Annotated in this window: 15 protein-coding genes; 3 read left to right on the forward strand and 12 right to left on the reverse strand. The window is 37.1% G+C overall.

The features are described from left to right. Nucleotides 1-113: 113 nt before the first annotated feature. Entirely contained in the window at nucleotides 114-311 is a 198-nt protein-coding gene (locus MW688_RS10435) for a CAP domain-containing protein (protein WP_486735914.1), read from the forward strand. Nucleotides 312-504: 193 nt separating this feature from the next. Here MW688_RS10435 and MW688_RS10440 read toward each other — a convergent pair whose 3' ends face one another. Then, nucleotides 505-1,464: a M48 family metallopeptidase gene (locus MW688_RS10440; RefSeq protein WP_486735915.1), complete on the reverse strand. Its 960-nt coding sequence runs from the start codon at nucleotides 1,462-1,464 to the stop codon at nucleotides 505-507. 93 nt (nucleotides 1,465-1,557) lie between these two features. Here MW688_RS10440 and MW688_RS10445 point away from each other — a divergent pair, with 93 nt between their 5' ends. Continuing rightward, nucleotides 1,558-2,559, forward strand: coding sequence for an L-lactate dehydrogenase (locus tag MW688_RS10445; RefSeq protein ID WP_486735916.1), 1,002 nt, complete (start codon nucleotides 1,558-1,560; stop codon nucleotides 2,557-2,559). 39 nt (nucleotides 2,560-2,598) lie between these two features. On the opposite strand, the gene MW688_RS10450 is transcribed toward MW688_RS10445, so the two are convergent. The 10 genes from MW688_RS10450 to MW688_RS10495 form a co-directional block, all read right to left on the reverse strand. Next, nucleotides 2,599-4,869, reverse strand: coding sequence for a choice-of-anchor Q domain-containing protein (locus MW688_RS10450; protein ID WP_486735917.1), 2,271 nt, complete (start codon nucleotides 4,867-4,869; stop codon nucleotides 2,599-2,601). Nucleotides 4,870-5,133: 264 nt separating this feature from the next. Next, nucleotides 5,134-6,495, reverse strand: a complete 1,362-nt coding sequence (locus MW688_RS10455) for a hypothetical protein (RefSeq protein ID WP_486735918.1) — start codon at nucleotides 6,493-6,495, stop codon at nucleotides 5,134-5,136. 173 nt (nucleotides 6,496-6,668) lie between these two features. Next, entirely contained in the window at nucleotides 6,669-7,130 is a 462-nt protein-coding gene (locus MW688_RS10460) for a YlqD family protein (RefSeq protein WP_486735919.1), read from the reverse strand. A gap of 62 nt (nucleotides 7,131-7,192) precedes the next feature. Continuing rightward, nucleotides 7,193-9,103: an AMP-dependent synthetase/ligase gene (locus tag MW688_RS10465; protein ID WP_486735920.1), complete on the reverse strand. Its 1,911-nt coding sequence runs from the start codon at nucleotides 9,101-9,103 to the stop codon at nucleotides 7,193-7,195. Nucleotides 9,104-9,132: 29 nt separating this feature from the next. Next, nucleotides 9,133-9,627 (reverse strand): gluconokinase, encoded by a 495-nt coding sequence (locus tag MW688_RS10470; RefSeq protein ID WP_486735922.1) that lies wholly within the window; start codon nucleotides 9,625-9,627, stop codon nucleotides 9,133-9,135. A 30-nt stretch (nucleotides 9,628-9,657) separates the two neighbouring features. Then, the gene (locus MW688_RS10475; RefSeq protein ID WP_486735924.1) at nucleotides 9,658-10,038 is read right to left on the reverse strand and encodes a DsrH/TusB family sulfur metabolism protein; all 381 of its coding nucleotides are present in this window, start codon (nucleotides 10,036-10,038) and stop codon (nucleotides 9,658-9,660) included. Between the two features lie 14 nt (nucleotides 10,039-10,052). Continuing rightward, nucleotides 10,053-10,460, reverse strand: coding sequence for a DsrE/DsrF/TusD sulfur relay family protein (locus MW688_RS10480; RefSeq protein ID WP_486735926.1), 408 nt, complete (start codon nucleotides 10,458-10,460; stop codon nucleotides 10,053-10,055). 41 nt (nucleotides 10,461-10,501) lie between these two features. Beyond that, entirely contained in the window at nucleotides 10,502-10,822 is a 321-nt protein-coding gene (locus tag MW688_RS10485) for a DsrE family protein (protein ID WP_486735927.1), read from the reverse strand. A 978-nt stretch (nucleotides 10,823-11,800) separates the two neighbouring features. After that, nucleotides 11,801-12,835 (reverse strand): N-acetyltransferase DgcN family protein, encoded by a 1,035-nt coding sequence (locus tag MW688_RS10490; protein ID WP_486735928.1) that lies wholly within the window; start codon nucleotides 12,833-12,835, stop codon nucleotides 11,801-11,803. Further along, nucleotides 12,816-13,874: a dipeptide epimerase gene (locus MW688_RS10495; RefSeq protein ID WP_486735929.1), complete on the reverse strand. Its 1,059-nt coding sequence runs from the start codon at nucleotides 13,872-13,874 to the stop codon at nucleotides 12,816-12,818. The genes MW688_RS10490 and MW688_RS10495 overlap by 20 nt, the downstream gene beginning before the upstream one ends. A 32-nt stretch (nucleotides 13,875-13,906) precedes the next feature. On the opposite strand from MW688_RS10495, the gene MW688_RS10500 reads away from it, so the two are divergent. Next, nucleotides 13,907-14,302 (forward strand): hypothetical protein, encoded by a 396-nt coding sequence (locus MW688_RS10500; protein ID WP_486735930.1) that lies wholly within the window; start codon nucleotides 13,907-13,909, stop codon nucleotides 14,300-14,302. A gap of 128 nt (nucleotides 14,303-14,430) precedes the next feature. Here the strand turns inward: MW688_RS10500 and MW688_RS10505 are convergent, their stop codons facing one another. After that, on the reverse strand, nucleotides 14,431-18,081 hold the full coding sequence (locus tag MW688_RS10505) for an alkaline phosphatase D family protein (RefSeq protein WP_486735931.1): 3,651 nt from the start codon (nucleotides 18,079-18,081) through the stop codon (nucleotides 14,431-14,433). Nucleotides 18,082-18,259: the final 178 nt, after the last annotated feature.

An 18,259-nucleotide genomic window follows, 5' to 3' on the forward strand; every position in this document is an offset into this window, starting at 1 on the left:
TTTTCTGTCTTATTTGGCTGTTTGAGTAAATTTGAGTAGATTTTTAGAAGCGGTTTGAACAGCGTGTAGAAGCGATCGCCACTCAATTACCCTATCATCGAGCAGCAGAAAATGTGGCCTATAATCAAGGTTATAGTGATCCTGCTCAACAAGCAGTAGCAGGTTGGATTGATAGTGCTGGTCATCAAAGAAATATGGTGGGAAATTTTAATTTTACTGGCATCGGGGTGGCTCAAAATCAGGATGGTGTTTATTATTTCACACAGATCTTTATCTTAAAACCTAGAAACTGTAAATTACTATGTCTTTGATCGCTTCTTGACTTTTCCCTTAGGCGAGCAAGATATTTTGCTTGATGTGTTTGTCGAAATGTTTTACCTTTTAAAGAGGTGGATGTGTAAGCTATTGCTATTAATAAAATTAAAGAAGTAAGCCTTTCAAGATTAGCTTAACACTAAGGAAAAATTCATTTTGCGGAGGCGATTCCGGCGAGATAGCCAAAAATTAGCGCCTATTTTGATTGCGTAAGCGCTCAATTTGTTCCTGTAAATCAGCAATTTGACGACGCAGTGCCTCAGCTTCAGAATCAGTTTCTACATTAACAGCACCAGTAGTGCTTGATTTATCATAGTTACCCCGACGAATATTTTGATATTCTGGGGAAGTTGACCACTGTTGGAGATAATGTACTCTTTCTACAGCAAAAGGATGGGTAATAAAAGTACCATCGCCCCCATTGTAGATTAAAAATTTATATACTTGATTAAGATTATCGCGATTTAAATCTTGATACTCTTGACTTTGGCGAATAAATTCTTGAAGACTGCACTCATTAGTATATTTATTACTTCCCCCGGCCAGTTTCATCATATTATTGAGGATAGGGTTTAAATCATCCATAACTAAATAAGCGGCTCTATCTGCCGAGAGTTCGGCTTTACGACGCCATTCATAGAAAGCATAGATTAAACCAGTAGAAACTAAATTCCCTAACCCAAGGGTCAACTCTCCCAGTATCGAAGCAGCTCCCATCACCCAAATTGCCATTTGAATTAGGAGAGTGTGGTCGCATTTGATATGCCCTAATTCATGGGCGATTACTGTACGTAACTCCGCTTCGTTCATTAATTCTAGCACTCCAGTATTAATCACAATATAGGGTTTTTCCTTACCGAGAGCGTAGGCATTAACTTGGGGATTTTGACTAACGTATAGAGTGGGTTCTGGACTTATACTCAAATCTCTAGCACATTCACGTAACATACCATATAGAGTAGAATATTGACGTGGTCCTACCTTAATATTGTTGCCCATAAGATAGATTTGTTGAGGACGTTCGTAAAAGTATTCTATAAAGGTAGAAGCGACAATATCAAAACCAGGTACTCTGCGTAGAGTCGCTTCTGCTTGTAAATCTAAAGGATGTCTAAAAGCATCACTAGAAATTCCGGGATAACTAGGCATAGTAAATAAATAATTATTTCATAACTTAATCTTAACCATAAATGATTAAGATTAAATCCATAATAGATTAAAAATAACGAACAATTGAAGCTAATGTTTGAACAAATATTTACCCCCCATCCAGATGCCGAACAATCCAACATCCTTCGTCCTCGTAAAGGTGTAATCATTGGTGCCGCAGGTCAAGTAGGGATTGCTTGTGCCTACTCTATTTTGATTCAGAATTGTTTTGATGAGTTGATTCTTCAAGATATTGCTGTTGATAAAGTAAAAGGCGAAGTTATGGATTTAAACCATGGTATGCCCTTTTTAGAGCCAACAGATTTAAAAATGGGAACTGTGGCTGATGAAGGCAAAGATGCCGATGTAGTAATTATTACGGCTGGTGCTTCCCAAAAACCAGGAGAAACTCGTCTTGATTTAGTTGAACGCAATGTCAAGATTTTCAAAGGTATTCTCGCTGACGTGGTTAAATATTGTCCCAATGCGATTCTCTTGATTGTTACCAATCCTGTGGACATCATGACCTATGTTACTCTCAAAATCACAGGATTTCCCAGTTATAGAGTAATTGGATCTGGAACTGTGTTAGATTCAGCGCGTTTTCGTTCTCTAATTGCTAAAAAGATGGGAATTGATGCTCGCAGTGTCCACGCCTATATTATTGGAGAACACGGTGATAGTGAAGTACCAATTTGGAGTACTGCTAATGTGGCAGGAATGCGTTTATTAGGAAGTGATGATTGGGATAGTTTACCCGATTCCTCCAGGGAAGAATTAGAAGCTATTTATAATCAGGTGAAAAATGCCGCCTACGAAATTATTAATCTAAAAGGCTATACTTCCTATGCTATTGGTTTAACAGTTACAGATATTGTGAAAGCAATTATGCGTTCTCAAGAGCGGATTCTCACTGTTAGTAGCCTGATGACTGGGTATTATGGTATTGAAGATATCTGTTTGAGTTGGCCCACTGTAGTTAATGAAAAAGGTATTCTCAAAACAGTTAATATAAGTCTGAGTGAATCAGAACAAGCTAAATTGGTAGAATCCGCCGATATTTTAAAAAATATCGTTTCTAAATTAGATATTTAGTTTTCTAGGGAGAGGCGCACCAACTCTCCCAATTTTTGCTTATAACAAGATGAAATCAGAGGCCGTCAACTCGAATAAGTTACTAAGTGTAGCTAGTTGTATTTGTTCAGAATCCCCCGAACCATCGGAGTCAAAGAATAAATCTCCGTTATCCTGATTATAAATAAAACGATGATTTGAACTTGAGGCACTACTACCCAGCACAAATTGACTAGATGGTAACTCTCCAGTTTCTAAGCCACTCTCAAAACCATCCACCTCAATTCCAATCAAGTCATTATCACCCTCTTGACCAAAATCTTCGATGATATCAACACCCTCATTGGGGTTATTAAACACAAAGCGATCATCTTCTGGTCCACCGCTAAGTTCATCATTGCCAACACCCCCGATTAAAACATCAGTGCCACTATTACCCCTAAGTTGATCATCTCCTTCTAGTCCTAAAAGAGTATCATTACCCTGTACTCCCAGTATTCTATTACTAGCAGAGTTACCAGTAATGCGGTTATTGAGATTGTTACCACGACCATCAAGTTCTTCTGATGTGGTTAAAATCATCTCCTCGGTTCGTAAAGGCATGATATAGGTAACAGATGCTTCAATTGTATCTTGTCCTCCAGCAGCTCCCACAAGTTCCTGAACGATGCGATCGCCCTCATTATCTACAATATAGAGGTCATTACCTTGAGCACCGCGTAACTGGTCTGGGCTTCTACCACCATCGAGGGTATCATCTCCAGCACCACCAATCAGACTATCATTACCCACGTCTCCTACTAATAAATCGTCACCAAAAGCCCCATTAACATTGTCTCTTCCTGAACCCCCTCTAATTGTGTCGTTACCAGAGTTACCATTTAGAGTATCATCTCCATCATTACCTTCTAAACTGTCATCTTGGTCATCTCCATTTAAAGAATCATTCCCATTGCCACCAAAGAGAGTATCAGGATTAGGACCGCCTCTTAGGGTATCACTACCTTCACCGCCATCAAGAGTATCACTACCGCTATCTCCTATTAAACTATCACTATTATCCCCTCCAATCAGCAAATCATCGTCTTCTCCTCCGTCGAGGGTATCTCCACCACCTCTTCCATCGAGGGTATCCTCTCCTTCTAGGCCAAAAATTAAATCAAAATCCTCATCCTCACCAGTAAGCAAGTCATCGCCATCATCACCAGTAATTTCGTTAATTGGCAGTAAAAATTCATAGGCCCCTAAATCAACCCCATTCCCCACAAAACGAGGATTACCATCTAAATCTGTATCTATGTCTATTACTGAATTGTTTCCTATTTCAAGCCCAGGAGAATCACTTTGGAGACGATAGTTATCATCTTCTGAATCAACAAATTCTGGGTTTTCTTGCAAAATGTTTTCCTGTTCAACTCTGGCATCTTCGCTAAAACCATTTTGAACAATACTATCACTTACGGTAATTGTTGACTCAGCGAAGTTTGGAAGTCCTAACTTATTGAAAATTTGATCTCCATTGACGTCATTGGGATTATCCCAAACAATCACATTAGAAACAGCTAAATCAGAGCCGTTTTCTACAGTAATAGCACTTCCTGCTTCTGTACCTTGATTATTAACAAATGTGTTGTTAACAAGATTTCCACCCCCTAGAAAAGTATATACACCCCCCCCGGGACCTTCAGCACTATTGTTAACAAATAAATTATTAATAACGTCAACTTGAACTGTTCTAGTAATTATTAATCCTCCACCCGCATCTGCTGTATTTTCTGACAAGATATTATTACTTAAAACTACATCGCTTTCCTTCCGAATATTAACTCCACCACCGAATCTACCTGCGTTTTCTCTAATGTGGAGATTGTTTAAAATAACTTCACTATTCTCAACTAATATTCCTGCGCCTCGAATTGCCAGTGGATCTTCTGAATCAACATTTATATTGTAGCCATCCCTAATTGTAAATCCATCTAGGGTTGTTTCTTCTTCTAAATTTAAAGCCGTAACTACATGATAACTATTATCAAAAACTCTGTCTTCTTGGCCAATATTTCCACTTAGTATAGTTTCGTTTTCACGAAAGTCTCTCTCTTCCCGGTTATCTTCGTTTCCTCTAAAACCACCATACACATCTACATTATTTTTCAGGTCAAAAGATATGCTTCTGTTTCTAGTATCGGTGGGTTGATAAATACCTTCTGCTACCCAAATTTCATCATCTTCTACTGCTGCTTCTAGGGCTTCTTGTAAATTGGTATAGGCATCTTCCCAACTTGAACCATTATTATCTCCATTCGCATCAATATCAACATAAATAATAGCCATTTTTAAATCTCCTCAATCTGTAGTTTCAACCCTATAAATCAATCAATTACACCAAATTTGCCCAACTTTGCTACACCTTATTGGTTTTTATTTTCTTGATAAAACCTATAAGAAATGTTAAGCTAAAGATCACGACCACATTGCCTAATCTTCAATTAATCTTAATGCAAGACCTTCTTGAAAACTCTAGATTTAGTATCTGGTTTTACCATCACAATATATGTTATCATTGACTTGTAAAAGTTGGTCTAATTTACTCAAGATTTAAAAAATTTTTCTCTGTAATAAATGCCATATATTTACACAAATATTCTCAATTTTGAACATTAAACCATCTAACCATTTTAAAACCTTTGCTAGAGGATGTTCAATATAACTGCTCTGAATAACCTTTGTGTCTAGATAGTCTTTGGTTTCTTCTATCTCTAATGTTTTTTGAGGGGTTGTTGAGGAGGTTTGACTAGGAGAATTTAAGTAATCATCTCTATCAATAGTAAGATTTTCCGGTTTTTTAAGTTGTTTATCTGGAGAGATGAATTCAATATCTCTAACAAGATTATTTGATACTTGAGATTGAAATAAGTCTTCCCAACTTAGCCATTGATTTTCTAACTTATAAGCTTTTGTTGAACTTATATAAGAAGATTGCTGGGAAAATTTACCTTTAGGTAAGACAGGAAAAACTTGGTTGAAAAAATAAATAAGAGCAGCCTTTATCAAGGCTTTAAGACTATTTTGCTCTAAATAATTAAGGTTCTCTAAATCAGAACGAGAATTTAATTGAATTTGTTCAGAAGCAGGCAAATTATTAACTAATTCATCATCAAAGGCAAGAAATTGATGGATTTTACTGTTATCACCAAAAAAGTAGTCAATTGCTTTTGCTATTAATTCCTGTATTTTAAAATTAATTTGATTAGATTCCCAGACATAATTAGGAGATATGTGGCGATCGCTCAATACAGTTTCCCAATAGTTAACTAATGCTAGGGATGACTCCCCAAATAAATTGACTTCCCTGGCTACAGAACTATTTTGAATCCAAGCCATAGTTTGCCAGAACAACCTAATAGGTGGTACAATCTTCTCATTATCAGCTTTGATTGGTCCTAGGTGACGAGGAAATTTTTTGACTATTGATAATTGTTCTTGTTCTTTCTTGAGCAGATAGTAATTAGCTACATTTTTTAAGATAATCTTGTTTAATTTTTCTTGTTCTGATGCCTTAAGAATATCTACAGTTGATTGATCTTCTTTTACTAATAGGAGTTTTTGGCTAGAGACATCGCTTGCTACCGATTGGATACCTAAACTCTGGAAGTTTTCTTGAGTTGGCAAATAGCTTTTTATTTCAGTTAAAGTTGCTTCAATCGGTTGTTGTTCTTCAGGTAGTGTGGATTCTCCTAATAAGTTAGTTGGTTTTAACCTTTGTTGTAGTTGGCGCTCAATTAAGCGCCCTGTTTGCACAAGTATGTAAATTGGATATAATAAAATTTGAGCACTCCACTCTACGGTCAGTTTTACTCTTCGTAAAGCTTGGGCACTAGTAGTTTTTAATTTTTGATACTGGTAGTTAACAAAGGTGAATACTCGGCTTTTGTAGGAACGATCAAGAGGAGAAGACATGAGTTGATTGGGGAAAAAAAATAGGAATAAAACAAATTCTTGATTAATTTAATCAAGATATCTTTTGCTCATCTATTCTAGCAATCTATTGATATTTTTTTATCTGTAATTGAATTAGTGATTCCCAGTCTTGTTTTACCAAGACTTATAGAGGAATCACTATTTCAAGGCACTTAAATATTGCCCCGAATTTCTTCTACGATGCCATCGCGCATTACTATTTCTACATTATTCATTTTTTGCACGAGATTGTCTCCGACTTCAACCCGACAAAAGCTTTCTAGGGGTTGATTTTGTTTAACTTCTTGATTTAATTCAAATTGTTGTATTTGCTCCATTTGTTGTAAGAGTTGATTTTTCTTTTTCAGCAATTCGTTTTTTTGTTGACTTGCCTGAGATTGAATTGATTGAATTTGTTGATTGATTTGGGGACTAGCAGCTATGACATTTTGTTTTTGCAACTCGGTTGTAGCTTGATTGACCTTAGTATCTATCTGTTTAACCTGAGCGTCAATTTGATCAATTTGCAGTTTTAATTGTTGCTCTACTTCTTCTTTCCACCGAGGTGTAACAATCATAGTCAAAGTAACTGGTCTTTTGATGATCAATCCAGTAAGATTATCGTTGGTGTTCATTACGTGTGTATTTTCCTGTATATAAGTTGCTTGACTTCTTCAATATAATATGGCAATATCCTTTAGTTAAACATATTTTCAATTAAATCATGATATTGTTTAGTGACTACTGGACGTTTAATTTTCATAGTTTGAGTCATCAGACCATTATCAATGGAGAATGGTTCAAGAACAAAAGAAAAAGGCCCAATACGATCATCGAGACGGTAGCCAGGACGATTTTTCACTTCTCTATTCAACTCGTTGCGGAATAACTCCTGTACAGGTTTAGAGTTTAGGGATTCAAGTTTACTTGTGGTGGAATCAAAATTTAAATCAACAGCAGAGGAAATCGCCCATTTTTCCAACGCTTCTAAATTAGGCACAATCAAAGCCCCCAAAGATTTTTGGTCTTGTCCCACTAACATGATTTGGTCAATATAGTCACTGCGTATACAGGCATCTTCGATTGATTGGGGTTCGATATTTTCTCCATTGTTTAGCACTATTGTATCTTTTGCTCTTCCTGTAACTACTAAGTCTCCATCAGGTGTGACCCATCCCAAATCACCACTATTGAACCAGCCTTCTGCATCAATTGCTTTAGCTGTGGCTTCTGGTTTTTTATAGTATCCCTGCATAATTTGGGGACCTCTTAGTAATACTAACCCCGTAGCAAATGGAGGTAAATCTTGTTTAGTTTCTGGGTCAACAATGCGGTTTTCTGTATCTGGAAGAGGTCTTCCTGAAGAACCCCGGAGGTTATGTTCAACTCGGCGGGCATTGGTCACAGGAGATGTTTCTGTTAAGCCGTAGCCTACTAAGATAGGTATATCTACTATTTCATAGAAATTTTCTAAGTGCATTGCTAAAGACCCACCACCACTAATTAAAAATCTCAAGTTTCCCCCCAAACCTTGACGAATTTTTTTATATACTAGGCGGTCTGCTAGGGCGTGTAATGGTGCTAAAGAGGCGCTTTTTAACTGCGCTCCCAGGCGATTTCCTGAGTTATCCTGGAGATGATTTAAACTTAGTCCTGTGGCAATTCTCCTCGCTTTTATATAGTCTTCTGAAATAGCTAAACAGGATTTAACTAGCTTTTGTTTACTTGCCGATTGTTCTCGAAATTGTTTTTGAATACCTTCGTAGATTGATTCCCACAAACGAGGTACTCCTACCATAACACTTGGTTTATATTCTTTGATATCTTGTTTAAATCTACGAATATTTGTATATACTTGGGTGCATCCTTGGGAAAGAATAAAGTATTCTGCGGCTCTTTCGTAGGCGTGCCAACTAGGTAAGATACTTAATACTATATCCCCTGGTTGAGGTTTAATAATTGTCTTGAGGGTATTAACTTGGTGGAGAAGATTGGCGTGAGATAGCATTACTCCTTTGGGTTTACCTGTTGTACCAGAGGTATAAATTAGGGTCGCTAAATCTGTTTTACTTAGCTTAACTGGAGTAAAATCATTACTGTTTGCTTTTTCTATTAACTCTCCCCAATTAATTACTGTTACTTTTTCTGAACTACTTGGTATTTCATCGGAGAGGTAAATTACTAGTTTTATCGGTAAATTCTCTAATTGTTTTTCTATTTTGCTAAAAGTTTTGCTATCTTCTACTACTATCATTGTAGATTCGCTATCTTCTATGATGTAGCTTAATTCGTCTTTATCTGCTTGACTAGAACGAACTACATCTACTCCTCCGGCCATCATAATTCCTTGGTCTGCGATGAACCAGCGAGAACTATTATCAGATATTAAGGCTACTTTTTCTCCTTTAACTAGGCCAAAATATTGTAACCCTGCGGCAAATTCCTTAATTTTTTGGCCTAGTTCTCGATATGTTAATTTAATTTGAGGTTTACTGTGAGGGTTATCTAAGGCGGTTATCTCCCCAAAGTTAGTAACAGTTTTACTCCAAATTTCGGGTAATGATTCGACGTTAGTATAATCGATTAATTCTTTAGTTATATTGCTCATTCTTTTTTATTACTTTGATTTTATATAGCTTAATTATAATCTGTCGAGTCAGAGGAAAGATCATCTCTGAGAATTTGAGCAACTATAGCTTCAGGAGAAAGAGAAATATCGATAATTTTAGCGTTATTGGGTTCTTCAAGGGTTTTAAGCTGAGATTTGAGCATTTCTGGCTTCATAAAATGCCCTTTCCTAACTGTCATTCTGGCTAAAATTTGTTGATAGGTGCCTTTGAGATAAATCCACAGGAGATCTGAGCGATCGCCCTCTAGATATTGGCGGTAACTTTCTTTTAAGCTAGAACAGGCAATAATCGCATTTTTATGCTTGTCAATAGCTACTTTTAAGCTACTTAGCCATAATTGGCGATCTTGGTCAGTTAAAGGGATCCCCTGACTCATTTTGTCTATATTTGCCTGAGGGTGAAAATCATCGCCATCATAGAAGGGAAATCCCAATTTTTGGCTTAAAAGTCTACCAATAGTAGATTTTCCTGAACCCGATACACCCATGATCATATAAATCATTGCTAGAAATTGGTAAGATTTATCAACTTTTTACCAGGTCCAAACTTGGTCATATTCGTCAAATAGCTGGGACATTTCCTGGCGAGAGATTTGCTTGATTCCAGGCAGGAGAGTTGATTCTGATATGCCTCTGAGGGTGATGTCTTCAGCGATCGCATATATAGTAATCCCTTGGTCTATAGCTTGTTGTAAATCTTGGTCTAATTTACTGGGTTGAGATTGTTTCCATGTCCCAAAATTCAACCCGGAAGCATCTTGAGTAACTACAGCATAATTAACTGCATTCCCTCTCAAGACAATATCTACATCTCCTTGGGCTGTTTTCAAAACTTGGATAAACCATAGTGCTGGGTCATCTTGTTCTTCTACTGTACAACGATAACCTGATTGTAATATTTGTAAGGCTTTCATGATTTCTTCTTTGCTTATTTTGTCCCAATTACTAAACTATTAGATTGTTGAGCCCATTCCCAAAAATCTTTGGGGGTGCCTCGTTGACAACCCTCTATAGATTCATGAACACCACGTTCATCAACGCATAGACCACAGTTAATCCAGTCTAATTTACAACCCTTAGTTTGGGCGAAGGTTTGCAAAGCTTTAATCCATTCTTTGGTTAGAGGGTGTTGTTCTTCGTCAAAAGTACGACCATGGATAGAATTGGCGTGGGCTTTTTGTTGGGCAAAAGATAGAGACACTGCTCCTTCGTAGGCAAAAACATTCACATTGTAACTTTTTTCTAAAGCAGCTTGGATCATTCTAAAGGTAGTGGTCGTTCTCGCTTGCTCAAAGGGACCATCCATAATCAAAAAAGTTAAAGTAGTATTACTCATTAATTACAAATTCTCCTGGAATTTTTTTATCTCGACAGAGTTTATAACCACATAGTTTTTGTTTCTGTGGCCATAGCTTCAATAACAGTGGTAATCTCAGCTACTGTTATTGTTTTGTTGATTTCACTTGTAGAAATGCCTCTTTCTCTCAAAGAGAAGTCATCGGCTAATAAGCTGACATTAGTCAATTTACTAATATGTTCAACTTGTGCTGCTTCTCTCGCGGCAAAAACCCCATTTTCTACTAAAAATAGGGTAACTTCATTGCCATTATTGGCTAAATTAGCAGCTAATTCGTAATTATTGATTACTTCTGGTGACTCAAAAGGACTTCTAGACTCTATTAAAAAATATTTGGCCATCCACAAACTACTTCTTTTCTTGATTTTTGTCTAGTTCTTTATATCACGATTGATTAGAGAAATAGCAATATCTTAATAAAACTTTCGGAATTTATAATAATATCATGTCCGTTTAATTAGTTATATTATGAGATATTAATGCAAAAACTACTTAAATAGCCTGCCTTTGTAAGGGGGGTTGGCTCAGATCTTGCATCTTTATCAAAAGTTACTGGTTGTGGTTGAGTAATGAGTTTTGAAGTAATGAGTAATGAGTAAGAGAATTGATGTTAAACCTCTAGGATACAAAGATTATAGAGAATTAACCATAAAGAACATTTTTCCTTAAAAATTAGTACATAAGTTCTGGTGGAAGATATGAGGTTGGGGGGAGCATTCTGGCACTTGGCGATCGCCATTTTCCTAAAAACCAAAAAAAATAAGGCAAAACTTAAACTAGTTATAGCATGGATCGTTGTAGTGTTCCGCTCATTACATGAATGATCCCCCCAAACCCCCCTTATTAAGGGCAGGGCTGTTTTATTCTAAAATTTTGTCGTAAGCTAGAAGCTAGACACCACAAAAGTTGACGCTCTTTTTAGCTATTATTAGAAAAAAGGTGATTTATTATTAGCAAAAAATCCCCTCTCCCTGCTCCGGTGCCCCCTGCTCCGGTGCTTCTCCTCACCATTTTCTTTGTCAAGAACAAAACAGCCCTGCTTATTAAGGGGGGCTTTATCAACATCTTTCTTAACACAAAACTTGACAAAAACCGTAACTTGTGGGTTAGTGCTTTTTGAGATTTTGTTTAAGAAAATAATGTATAAAAATATACATTTTATCCACAACTTAAGTAATTTTACTTAAACAGATTTTTAGCATACCAAACACGATAGAACCAGAATTATTTATAGCATTTTTCGGACTCATGAGGTTGTACCTAACTCGGAGCCTCTCGGAGCCTCAAAAGGATAACCTTTCTCACCAGTATGAGAATTGCTATAATATGGCTTTGATTAATAGATTTGCCCCAAATCTAACTACATCGGTGCAGGGTAAACCTGTAGTTGACTCTACTTGTTTAATTGCTTCTATGGCTTCTGTTTCCCCTAGGTGAAAAGTATTGAGGGCAATTCCTCTAACTTTTACTGTTGTTGTGCCTCCTCCCACTGATGCTAAATCTTCGTATAGTTTAATAACTTGATTTAAATCGGGAATGAGACATTCTGGTAAATCGCGAATATGAGTTTGATGAGCACGATGTACTAAAATTAAATCAGTAGGTTGAGTTCCTCTAATTAGGGGTAAAGTAGCCGTTGAACCGGGATGTAGTATAGAACCCTGTCCTTCAACGAGTAGCCATTGATGGTCTGGGGCAAATTTTAGCACCACATCTTCTACTGCTCCGGCAGCAAAATCTACTCTTATTGCATCTAGAGGTATTCCGTCTCCGGCAATTATCAAGCCTCCTTGACCTGTGGCGATAAATTTACTGTTAATGCCGTGTTTTTGGGCTTCTCTAGTTAATTCGATGGTGGTAGACATTTTTCCTACCCCCATATCGGTGCCTACGGTGAGAATCCGTTTACAGGTGAGATGACGGGCTAAACCTTTACCTATTGGTAAATTTTGTGGTTCTTGACGAATATCCCAAATCCATTGTCCGGGTTGTAAACTCTCAACTTTGTTACTCATTTGAGTATGTAATCCATTAGCAATGGATACACCAGCATCAATGGCCAGTTTAATTTCTTGCCACCAAGTTTCAGGTAATCTACCTCTAGAAGGAGCAATACCGATAATTAAAACATCAGGATTATATTTTAATGCTGCTTCTACATTAGCAACTATGGGTATATCTAAATTAATACCAGTTACTGCCTTGAGAGATTGATTAGCAGATTGATAGTCAACTACGGCGACTACTTCTCCTTCCCCGTAGCGTAGATAGGCGATACCTGTTTTTCCCATTTCGCCATTGATACCTTCGTGGAGTAAAATTGCAACGCGGTGTTTAGGGGTGATTTTCGGCATTCTTAATTACTCCTAATCCTGGTAAGTGAGGGGGTATTAATTTACCCTCATGAATAGTAGATCCGTAGAAAGGATCATCAAGAAGGTTTAAATGACTGTCTAAATCTAAATAATCCGCTAGAGGAGCAAGATGAGACATAGCAGTATTGGCTAAACTGCTATCAGAGTAGCAACCATACATAATTTTAAAACCCATGGCTTTGGCGATGTGAATCATTTTGATAACTTCAGTTAAACCCCCTGCTTTCATTAGTTTAATATTAATTCCGTGGGCACAGTTGGTTAAAGAAGGTAAGTCATCACTGTTGAGACAACTTTCATCTACAAAGATAGGTAAAGGCGATCGCAAATATAGTTCTGTCAATTTTGCTTCTTCTCCTCTAGCAGTTGGTTGTTCTATATATTTTACCCCTTGGTTTGCTAACCATTCTGCCATAGTTATTGCTTGTTTTAAGTTCCAACCCCCATTAGCGTCTACGGTTAATTCTGTTTGGGGATATAATTCTCTAATTGCTATAACCATGGCTTGATCTGCTTCTATACCTTCTTCACTGCCTAATTTTAGTTTAAAAATAGGATTAGGGATAATTTCCTGCCATTTTTTAGCTCTGGTTTGGGCTAATTCTGGAGATGTAATTCCAATTGTCAAAGAAGTAGGAGGAATCTTGTTTAAATCTAATCCCCATAATTTCCAGAGAGGTAGTTTTGCGGTTTTTCCTAACCAATCCCAGCAGGCTGTATTAATTCCGGCTTTCACTGGGGGAGATACTCCTAACTCCTGTAAGGTTTCTTCTAGTTTCTGTATTTCCCCTGGGTGATATTTATCCAGTATAGGTTTAATTTCTCTCAATTCTTCTAACTGGCTTTCCGTTTCGTATCGATGTTGATTGTCTAGGGAAAAGGCAGACACTTCTCCCCATCCTTCGATTTCTTCTTGTTTAATACGTATCCAAATATTGTTAGACTGAGCAGTAGTTCCTCTACTAATGGTTAAGGCAAAGCGTTTATGAATTCTCAGGGTTTGAAAATATAACTCCATACAATTTTACTTATATAAATCAATAATTAAAAATGATCAAAACTAAGGAATTTAATCTCATCACTATTTCTACAGTATTAGCAGTATCTAGTGTAGGAATAAACAGTATTTTTGAGTCTAAATCAGACTATGTATTAGTAAATAATAATCGAAATATTCATTTAGTAGCAGAATTACCAGCTTCAGATGAGCCCGTTGATTCACTTGATACTACTGAAGATGGTATGGATGCAAAAACGGAAGAATATATAGAAGATAATCAAGTATTTTCTGGAGGAGTACACAATCTAGTCTATTTGGGATTGATATTGTTGGCAATATCAGCAATTATCGTAGTCGGTTTAATTAGTAGAAAACTTGGTTTAGCTTTAGTTTTTGCTACATTTGTTACAGCGATGATTTTCTTCCTGTATTTCTTATTTTTGTAAAATTTTATACTTATTTTCTATATTAGTTTTTTTGTACTAAATTAATCTGAGAAAAAATTAGTTTTATTTGAGTGAAAGTGTTGTTTAAGAAATCCAACACTTTCACTCAAGCTACATCGCACTATAAATTATAAGAAAACGAAATTGTCACTAGTTAACTGACTTTCTTGAACATTTAATAAGATTGCTAAATCTTTTTCTAGAGCATTAATCAGAGTATGATTGCCCTGTTGAGTCAAGGTTAAATCAGCAAAATCAAGATTAGTAGCACCGAATCCGATCTTATCTTCTCCTAGAGTAAAATCAGTGATTGTATTAGTTTCTGTAGGTAAATCTCCCGTGTCAGTAACTAACCAAAATTGATCGCTTCCTAAACCACCAGTAACCAGGTTATTCCCTTCACCGGAGCTTAAAAATAACACATCATCTCCAGTGCCAGCAATGATTCGATGATTACTACCACCAAAGAGAGAGTCATTGTCACTACCTAAATCAATACGAGCAGATTCACCACCCGGGGCAAAAGTAGCATCTACTCTATCAGCGCCACTGCCAGTAAAGAGAATTTGATTATCCCCAATAAATTCAGTATCAAGAGGATTTTCCGTATCAAAGATATCAGGTCCATCACTACCAAACACTAGGGAAGGAAATTCGGGTAGAGTATCAAGATAACTATTGACACCATCAATAATCTCGACAATTTCGGGGTCAGCGTTAGCTCTAACCTGATCAAAGGTAGTAATTTCTTCCCCATAGACAAAGTTAACACCAGATATATCAGTGGCAAAAGTTTGACTATCTGAACCAATATTAGTAATAATTCCTTCTGAGTTAAAAGTAGGAATCACTTGGCCTAAATAGCGGTAATTACCTCCTGTATTAACATAGTAAATATCACGATCTTCAGCAGTAAATTTCTGGGGATAGGGTTGTAATAATTCTGGTGGAGTTTGGCTTTCGTCATCTCTTAAAGAGGTGTTTTCAGAAGCCATAACTCGCTCAGACCCGCCTCCAATAACTATATCTACGGGAATTTGCTCATCTACTAAAGCTTGAGCTAAAGCTTGTTCGACATCTGCTTGCTGTAACTGAGTCATCAGGATAATCTTATTAATACCCTGGGTTTCTAAAGATTCAACCTCTGGTTGAAGATTCTCAATGAGGGCGTTTACTTGGGTTTCAATGGGAGTAGATGGGGTGAAATCATCGACTGTTGTCATATTGATCTCCCCAATATCGGCGATCGCTGGTAAGTAAGGAGTTACTACCCCTAATACCCCAACTTGTTCCCCATTAACATCAAGAACTACACTGCTTGTGAGACTATTAGGTTGAGGTGCTTCTCCTGGTGTAACTACATTTACCCCTTCAGGTAATTGAGCTTCAGAGTAGTCTAGATTAGTAGCTAAATAGGGAAAACTAGTTCCGGGATAACCACCATTGTCAATACCAACACCTCCATTAGCACCATTGACAAGATCGGCATTAGGAGCGATTAAATTAAAGAAACTATCTGCACCAGAGTCAAATTCATGGTTACCGATAGCGGCAGCATTCCAACCCAGGGCATTTTGAATCAAGATATCAGCAATACCAAGTTGATTGGCAGGAGATCCCTCGGATGCAGAATCATAGATATCACCACTAGCATTGTAAAAAGGAGTATCAGCAAAAAGATTCCCGGAGGTTAGTTTGATACTATTAGCATAGTTACCCTCTAAAGCTTCCATTACCGCAGAAAAACCAATGGCGTCTTCTAAGCCATTCATTCCTGATTGTTGATCAGATGCGTGTAAAATTTGTAAAGTAAAGGTCTCTGCTAATTCTACTGCGGGAGCTTCTGCTTCTACAAGATGGTTAGTACCATCAGCAACCTTGTAACTATGAGCTACGTAAGCAGAGCGATCAGAAGTAACGGGGTCTAAAGTATTGAAATAGACAAAATCTCCTTGAACTTCCTCTTCATTAACGGTAATTACCCCAATACCATGGTTACTTAAATCAATAAAGGGACTGTGGGGGTTATAATTTTGGGTTCTAGGGATTAAACCACTATTAGCCACTTTAGCATCAGGAGAATTCCAAAATTCAGCAGCATCATCAATAAAGTCTCTGGTGAAATTTCTGATTGCTTCTTCTGCTTGATCTATAGAAATACCTTGTTCGGCTAATCCCTCTTGTACTTCTGGTATATCTAATAAAGCTACTAATCCTAATTCACCTAAATCATTATAGTTTCCAGATGTACCTGATTGAAAACCAAACTCCACTCCCACGGATCCTTCTCCAGTTTCTGGATTGTAAGGAGTTTCTACTCCTTGATATTTAGTGGCGAAAGTATTAATACCATTAGGGTTATCAACTACATCAAAGGCATAACTAACGTGAGCGTCTCCAGAGATAAAAACTACATTATCAAGGTTATTTTCTTGGATATAGTCAATAATTTCAGTTCTTTCTCTAGGATAACCATCCCAGCGATCTAATAATTCTCCAAAAGAGTCAGCATCATTGAGCTCGTAACCAGCTAATTTTAGGATTGTGCTCAAGAGATTCACTTGGATGGGAATATTACCTGGTAGAGTAATCTCTGGACCAAGATTTTCTACCATCCAACCATAGTTTTGCTCAGTAAAGTTAACGGAAGTACCAATTAATTTCCATTTAGCATCACTTTCTGTTAACTGATTTTTAAACCACTCTAACTGCTCTGCCCCCAACATTGTCCGTTGAGTTTCTTTGGGAATTATATTTCCTGATTCATCTACTGTTACATCCCATAGTTCAGGATCATCCACATCCCATCTTTGTTGATCGCGGTAGGTGCGAGTATCTAGAAGAATTAATTCTGCTAAATCTCCATACTCTATCGTACGATAGTATTCCTCTACTGGTTCTATCGCTCCTTCTGTTGCCTGGGAGTTAGCAATTCTGACATCGTTACGCACTGGTAACCATTCATAATAAGCTTGACGAGCAGCTCCCACACGCTCTAACCAAGGTCCATCTAACTCGGTATTATGCTCTAGATCATATTCTCCAGGCTCTTGTGCAAAAAGTACATTCCCATTAACTGCACCTTCTCTCCAGCTGCCATTACGTATCTCATGATCATCCCAAACGGAAATAAACGGATGTTTTCCATGAGCGTCTTGCATAACAGAATTGGTACGATAACTAGCATAACGCTGACGATACTCATCTAGAGTCAGAGTACTTCCTTTAGATCCTGTTCCTTCTTCAGGTAGGATAAGATCCTTTCGGAAAGTTAGGTCCGAAGGGCGACCATAACCTCCCGGATTATATTCATATATATAATCACCTAGGTTAATAACTGCATCTATATCCTCTAAATTAGCCATTAATTCATAGGCATGATAATAGCCCCAGTCTGGTGTAGAACAATTAATAATGGCGAATTTTAATTCTTCACTATCTGCGGGTACAGTTTTTGTTTCTCCTGTAGCTGAGTTAACTTCTTCTACAGAAAAGTCATAATAATATGATTCTCCTGCCTCTAGTCCATCAGCTAGTACTTTTACTGTGAAAGTATTGTCTCCTTGAGGGAAAAGATACTCATTAGCATCTTGATTAGTTCCATCTGTATCTAAGGTACCTTGACTAACAACATTATCAAAATTTTCATCAGTAGCAACTCGCCAATTAATGGTAATGGGAGCCTCATCTTGAGGGGTTACATGAGTCCAGAGTATTACACTACTTTGATCAGGATCGCCAGAAGCTACTCCATATTGAAAAATATTTGTTTCTGTCATTGAATATTCTCCTAGTTTTTTAGATTAAATAAATTTGTCAATTTAATCTGCAAATATATTAATTTATGAAGATTAAGAGAAGTTTATGAAATCAAATAATTTTTCACTAAAATCTATCCTAAGAGGGTAGGTTTTTTACCAAGAGCTTGTAGTAAAAGTAAGACAAGGTAGACAAGGA

The organism is Johannesbaptistia floridana (assembly GCF_057440575.1).

Coding starts and splice junctions, on each gene's coding strand:
- MW688_RS10485 (WP_486735927.1), bottom strand. CDS start 10,822: ATGGCCAAATATTTTTTAATAGAGTCTAGAAGTCCTTTTGAGTCACCA.
- MW688_RS10505 (WP_486735931.1), bottom strand. CDS start 18,081: ATGACAGAAACAAATATTTTTCAATATGGAGTAGCTTCTGGCGATCCT.
- MW688_RS10445 (WP_486735916.1), top strand. CDS start 1,558: ATGTTTGAACAAATATTTACCCCCCATCCAGATGCCGAACAATCCAAC.
- MW688_RS10460 (WP_486735919.1), bottom strand. CDS start 7,130: ATGAACACCAACGATAATCTTACTGGATTGATCATCAAAAGACCAGTT.
- MW688_RS10495 (WP_486735929.1), bottom strand. CDS start 13,874: ATGGAGTTATATTTTCAAACCCTGAGAATTCATAAACGCTTTGCCTTA.
- MW688_RS10480 (WP_486735926.1), bottom strand. CDS start 10,460: ATGAGTAATACTACTTTAACTTTTTTGATTATGGATGGTCCCTTTGAG.
- MW688_RS10475 (WP_486735924.1), bottom strand. CDS start 10,038: ATGAAAGCCTTACAAATATTACAATCAGGTTATCGTTGTACAGTAGAA.
- MW688_RS10490 (WP_486735928.1), bottom strand. CDS start 12,835: ATGCCGAAAATCACCCCTAAACACCGCGTTGCAATTTTACTCCACGAA.
- MW688_RS10465 (WP_486735920.1), bottom strand. CDS start 9,103: ATGAGCAATATAACTAAAGAATTAATCGATTATACTAACGTCGAATCA.
- MW688_RS10455 (WP_486735918.1), bottom strand. CDS start 6,495: ATGTCTTCTCCTCTTGATCGTTCCTACAAAAGCCGAGTATTCACCTTT.
- MW688_RS10450 (WP_486735917.1), bottom strand. CDS start 4,869: ATGGCTATTATTTATGTTGATATTGATGCGAATGGAGATAATAATGGT.
- MW688_RS10470 (WP_486735922.1), bottom strand. CDS start 9,627: ATGATTTATATGATCATGGGTGTATCGGGTTCAGGAAAATCTACTATT.
- MW688_RS10440 (WP_486735915.1), bottom strand. CDS start 1,464: ATGCCTAGTTATCCCGGAATTTCTAGTGATGCTTTTAGACATCCTTTA.
- MW688_RS10500 (WP_486735930.1), top strand. CDS start 13,907: ATGATCAAAACTAAGGAATTTAATCTCATCACTATTTCTACAGTATTA.